Origin of the sequence: Legionella sp. km772 (genome assembly GCF_003989735.1) — a bacterium.
Lineage (GTDB): Bacteria > Pseudomonadota > Gammaproteobacteria > Legionellales > Legionellaceae > Legionella.
The window spans coordinates 1-4,688 of sequence record NZ_RZGQ01000194.1 but is presented as its reverse complement, the minus strand read 5'-3'; the positions used below and the strand labels follow the sequence as shown (position 1 = coordinate 4,688).

Genomic DNA, 4,688 nt, shown 5'->3' with positions numbered 1-4,688 from the left:
TTATTAACCATTTAGAGCGAATAAGCCTCACAGCCTAAATTTACCGAATCTTTTGTCGACTGTTGATTAAAAAACAGCTGAACAATAATTGGTTCATTTCTAGTCATGAAAAGCCCCTGAGCTAATGATACTCTTTAGCAGTTTTTAATAATCTAGGAGTTGTGAACATGATGTTTAGCAAATTAACCACTGCTGTCAGTGCTCTGTTACTTGCCGGTTCTGTTTATGCAGGACAAGTACAACTATGTCCTGATATTAATGATATTAAGATGGAAGGCATGAGTATGGCAGAACCGATTATGAATAATCTGTTTTTTAGCTATAATTTGAGCAACTACAACACCAGTACTAATTGGGGTTTTGTTATCGCACCTATTGAAGCCGATTCAGAAGAAATGGCCATTGATCGGGCCAATGAAGTTTTAGATGGAATGTCATCACCCGGCATACCCGAAGAGGCAGATGATGAGTTGGTTTGCGTATACAATACTGGGCGTCAAGATATCCTTGCAGCCGCTATTAATGCTGATCACATGATTTCCCCAAGCAAGTTAAAGCAATATATTCAAAAACGACGTTAATTCTTAAAGCAGCCCGTATGATCCATACGGGCTAATCATCGCGTTCCTTTCCAGTTTCTAAATGAATTTTGCGAAAAAAATGATGTATGGCAGGTGATAGAATAATCACGACGATGGCAATAAAAGTAAGGCCACTAAATAAAGCATAGCATCCAGCAAACAGTTTGCCTGCCTCAGTTTTCATCTCAGAAACCGGACCCATGCCGGAAAGAATCATCGATGCATTCAGAAAGGAATCAATCCAAGATAAATGCTCAAGGAAATGATAACCGCACATTCCAATATAGAGGGCTAGGAGTATTAGTGCCAAACCAATTAGCGTATTGCGCGTCGCATGAAGATAAACACGACGCGTTATATCCTGATGATGCTTTTTAGTCATTTAAATCCTTTTACCGCCCGCTTTAGCAATGACCGGGTAAGTGGGTTCCCAAAAACAGTTGCTGATCCAATTCCTCTTCTAATGCAGGTACTGATAACTCATTAGACGGAGATTTAGGCTTAAACATAGAGACCTTACTTAATAAGGTTTTGGTTTCCTCGGGATTAAAAGCCTCAAGCCCGGCAACTTCTTCCTCGTAATTATGTTGATCAGGTAAATCAGCTAAGAGATCAGAACCCACGGAGCTGTCTTTATCAATAATGGCAATATGCGAACGGATCTCTTGTTCGCATTGCACTTTGCTAATAAGCAACTGTCCCTTCAAAGCCTTTGCTTCGTCAATCAACTCACTGGCTTTGGTTTTGAAAATAGCAAAGAATTGGGCCAGAAAATCAGTTAAGCGAATCCACCATGTATAGTTCTCATAAACATAACTATCTAATACTCGCGCCCCTTGGTTCATTTGATTCAATAAGGAGACTTTATCTTTTAATAACTTATACTCTTCTATGCAGGCTTTCGCCGCTTTATTTATTTCCAGTATTTTTAACAGTCCTGGAATGCTTTCTTGTAACAAAGCCTGTTTTACGGGTTCTTTGCCTAAAGCTAGAACCTGAGCTAAAGAATTTAATTTTCTGCGGGCCGAAAGAGCTTGATTATCTAAAACGATAGAGCGCTCTTTAATTAAATTAACCAACAAGGGATTGACCTTGTTTAGCTTTAAAGCATCCAAAATATCACGTACCTCTTGGGCTTTCAAAGCCAGCGCATCATATTCAGTTCGAGCCGCTACCAAGGTCTTAATACTCTCATCTACGTCAGTGAGATTTTCATCTAAATGATTTAATCGTTGTTCTTCTTCATCGGTATCGTGATTGACTAAAGAACGGTAACGTTCAATAAAATACTCCGCCGCAGTTTTGTCAGCAACTAAGGACGTGTTTACTGGTGGAATTTGAGTCACTACACTCATTAGGAGCTTATCAACTCCTTCAGCAACAGTATTAATGGCAATAAGCTCTCTTAAATCATCGGCACTCATCACCTTGAACAATTCTTTTTGCCGTTTATTATCGCAGCCTAAATGACTAGATAGAGTATCGATTTCTTTATCAATTATTTCTAATTCTTTCAATAATTGTTTTAGCGGCTCATTTGCAACAGGCCCAATGAGTTTATTCGTAGAATGATGGTTAAAAACATCCATTAATTCCTCTAAGGGGTCAATTTTTTCTAATAAGGCCTCTCTTTGGTTTTCTAATAACAAGCGCGCATTTAAATCTTTGACAATTAGGCCCATTGCACCGACTAAGTTATTAATGTTGGCTTTCTCATCAGCACTTCCTTGCATAATATTCAGGTAACGTTGTTGCAATAGGCTTTGGGCTTCCTCTTTTAAATCAAGGTGCAATTCAGAACGCTCCCTCAGTTTTGCGGCTAGTTCCTCATAGCTTTGGCTTATCCTGTTTGCAGCAGCAAGTTCGGCGAGATTTTCAGAAGACTCGGAGGCGATAAGTTGGTTTAGCTCAGTATTACCCTGACTTAGAGCGTTTTCCTTTTCGTGCTTTTCGGTCTCAATTATCTTAAGTTGAGCCGCTAGATTAGCTAAAACGGTTAAAGCTAGATCTTGAGTTTGCTTTTTTGCTTGGGCATCCAAAGTGGTGGGCGTCATTTTCGTAAGAAAATCTTGTGCTCCTTTAGGTAACAATAGCCTGGACGCACTGATAAGGGGCGAAAATAATCCACTTGCAACATATAAGAAGTTAGCCGTCCTCGAGTTGTGGCTTTGCGCATCAATAGTGGCTAGTAATGCAGTCCTAGGCTTCTCAGGGCTTAATTCGATCAGCAGTTTAAAGGCTTGTGCATGAGTCTTTTTTAAATCAGAGAAATATTTTCGACCATAGATATAACTATCATTCGCATTAAATGCATTGAGTAAAGCTTGAATTTGGGCCTGTTGTGCTTTTAGTGCCTCTTCATTGCCGCGTACGCGCAGTAATTCTGAAATAGAGGAATGTAATTCACTACTTCGCATACAAAGAGATTTAAGACGCTCATCAGGAGTCGACGCAGCATGAGTAAAGAGGGCCAAATATTGCTTATCAAAATAATTTTGTATAGCCCGTTGTTTTTCCATTAAAGCCCTTTGCTCTACAAAAGTTGGGTTTAACTCGTCTCTAACCAAGGCTTTATCATTATTTAGCGTGTACGTAGCCAACTCTGTTTCAGCCCTCATCTCTACCCCAGTTTCATTTTCTTTTAACAATGAAGTAGATGCTAATTGAACCGCATCAACCGTTGTAGATTTTGTAGTTACAGTGTGTTGCTCAATTTTTTCCGAAACATCTAACGTCATTATTTTTTCCTCTATTTGCTTCATTAATGCCAAAACAGAACGTTTAATTTGCTCAGTATCAACTCCAAACCACGATGCTACTTTTTTTTCCCAAAAAGATATATTGTGCAAACCATGATGACTAAGGCATAAGGACAAATAAATCGTATGGTATAACTCTTTAGCCTTCTTCCTATCTGACAACTCCTTAACATCAATTTTTAAAAAAATCGCGAAATTAGTGAGTACCTTATGAATACGCTCAACGGGCTTATCCGTATAATTTAGATAAGCAGCCGCCAGATCTCTTTTTAATTCGCCTAAAACCTTTTGCTCTTTAGGTGTGGATAATAAACCAATTGCCTCATCTATGTCGAGAATGCAATATAAATGTACTCCTCTTCTTAAATGAGACGTTTTCTCTATTAATTGAAAACCACGGGATTGATTTTCCCCTTTAGCTACATCTGATTTTATTTGCTTAAGTGATGGGGGCTTACTTAGGTATTTTTCTACCAGTTCAGCCACAATCATTGAACGGGATTCTTGGTCTGATTTTTCTTTTAACCAACTTAAAAAGCGCATTTTCTTCATGGATCGCATTCTGCACCGAATCTTTATTATTCTTTTGCTTTTTATACTCCTTTACCAAATTTCATGCAAATGAATTAATAGGCTGGAGCTCTGTACAGACGATTTTTAGATCCATCGCTGAAGGTTATAACAACTCCAGGCAGGACTTACCCATTTATGAGTACAGGGCTTATCCCTGTAAAGGGATAAGCTGTTGCCCCCTAAAGAGGTTGATATTAACTATTATCTGTAGCAAAGACTAAATGATAGGCTTGAATGTCCTGCTCTAGTGCCGGTGTTACTACATCAAGTCCTCCGATTTGCTGGATTTTAGGCTCCCAATGAGCATTTAAAGCAAAATCCCCGTAAGGACTAATGGTATACGCAACAACATTGGTGGAAAGCATCAAGCCATTGATAATAGAGAGTACCTGAGAGCATTTCATGTCTATCTCCAACTCAAAATGGACATATTTTGACACTTAAATACAAATAAATCAACCATTATGAATCAACAACTATCTTATTGGCCAAATTAAACACCATAAACCTTTATGAGCCTCATTATTTAAGCTATTTTGTATTAACAATTAAACTATTATTAAAGTAATTGTTTTAAGAAGGAGTTTGCTGTGGCTACCAAAAATAATATCTATCTATTTGCACTCATGGGTTTAATTTTAGGCCTAACTGTAGATTGATATAGGCGCGGATTTTTAGACGAAAAAAAGGTATTTTTAAGAGCTATTCTTCTAATATAAGAGGGGAATAGAATGACCAAAAAGCGAAATTATTACACTGCATCAAAAAAATCAAA

The 4,688-nt window shown here is 38.1% G+C and carries 4 protein-coding genes; 1 reads left to right on the top strand and 3 read right to left on the bottom strand.

Translation table 11 applies throughout. The annotated features are described in order from the left end of the window. The first annotated feature begins 167 nt into the window (after nt 1-167). Nucleotides 168-581, top strand: coding sequence for a DUF4949 domain-containing protein (locus ELY15_RS13495; protein WP_127100910.1), 414 nt, complete (start codon nt 168-170; stop codon nt 579-581). A 31-nt stretch (nt 582-612) separates the two neighbouring features. Here the strand turns inward: ELY15_RS13495 and ELY15_RS13490 are convergent, their stop codons facing one another. From ELY15_RS13490 to ELY15_RS13480, 3 genes are all read right to left on the bottom strand, one after another. Continuing rightward, nucleotides 613-963, bottom strand: coding sequence for a hypothetical protein (locus ELY15_RS13490; protein ID WP_127100908.1), 351 nt, complete (start codon nt 961-963; stop codon nt 613-615). Nucleotides 964-985: 22 nt separating this feature from the next. Next, on the bottom strand, nt 986-3,892 hold the full coding sequence (locus tag ELY15_RS13485; protein ID WP_158617497.1) for a hypothetical protein: 2,907 nt from the start codon (nt 3,890-3,892) through the stop codon (nt 986-988). 215 nt (nt 3,893-4,107) lie between these two features. Further along, on the bottom strand, nt 4,108-4,317 hold the full coding sequence (locus ELY15_RS13480; RefSeq protein WP_127100904.1) for a hypothetical protein: 210 nt from the start codon (nt 4,315-4,317) through the stop codon (nt 4,108-4,110). Nucleotides 4,318-4,688 lie beyond the last annotated feature (371 nt).

Excerpts from the sequence above, each read along its gene's own strand:
- ELY15_RS13480 (WP_127100904.1), bottom strand. The coding sequence starts at position 4,317 with ATGAAATGCTCTCAGGTACTCTCTATTATCAATGGCTTGATGCTTTCC.
- ELY15_RS13495 (WP_127100910.1), top strand. The coding sequence starts at position 168 with ATGATGTTTAGCAAATTAACCACTGCTGTCAGTGCTCTGTTACTTGCC.
- ELY15_RS13490 (WP_127100908.1), bottom strand. The coding sequence starts at position 963 with ATGACTAAAAAGCATCATCAGGATATAACGCGTCGTGTTTATCTTCAT.
- ELY15_RS13485 (WP_158617497.1), bottom strand. The coding sequence starts at position 3,892 with ATGAAGAAAATGCGCTTTTTAAGTTGGTTAAAAGAAAAATCAGACCAA.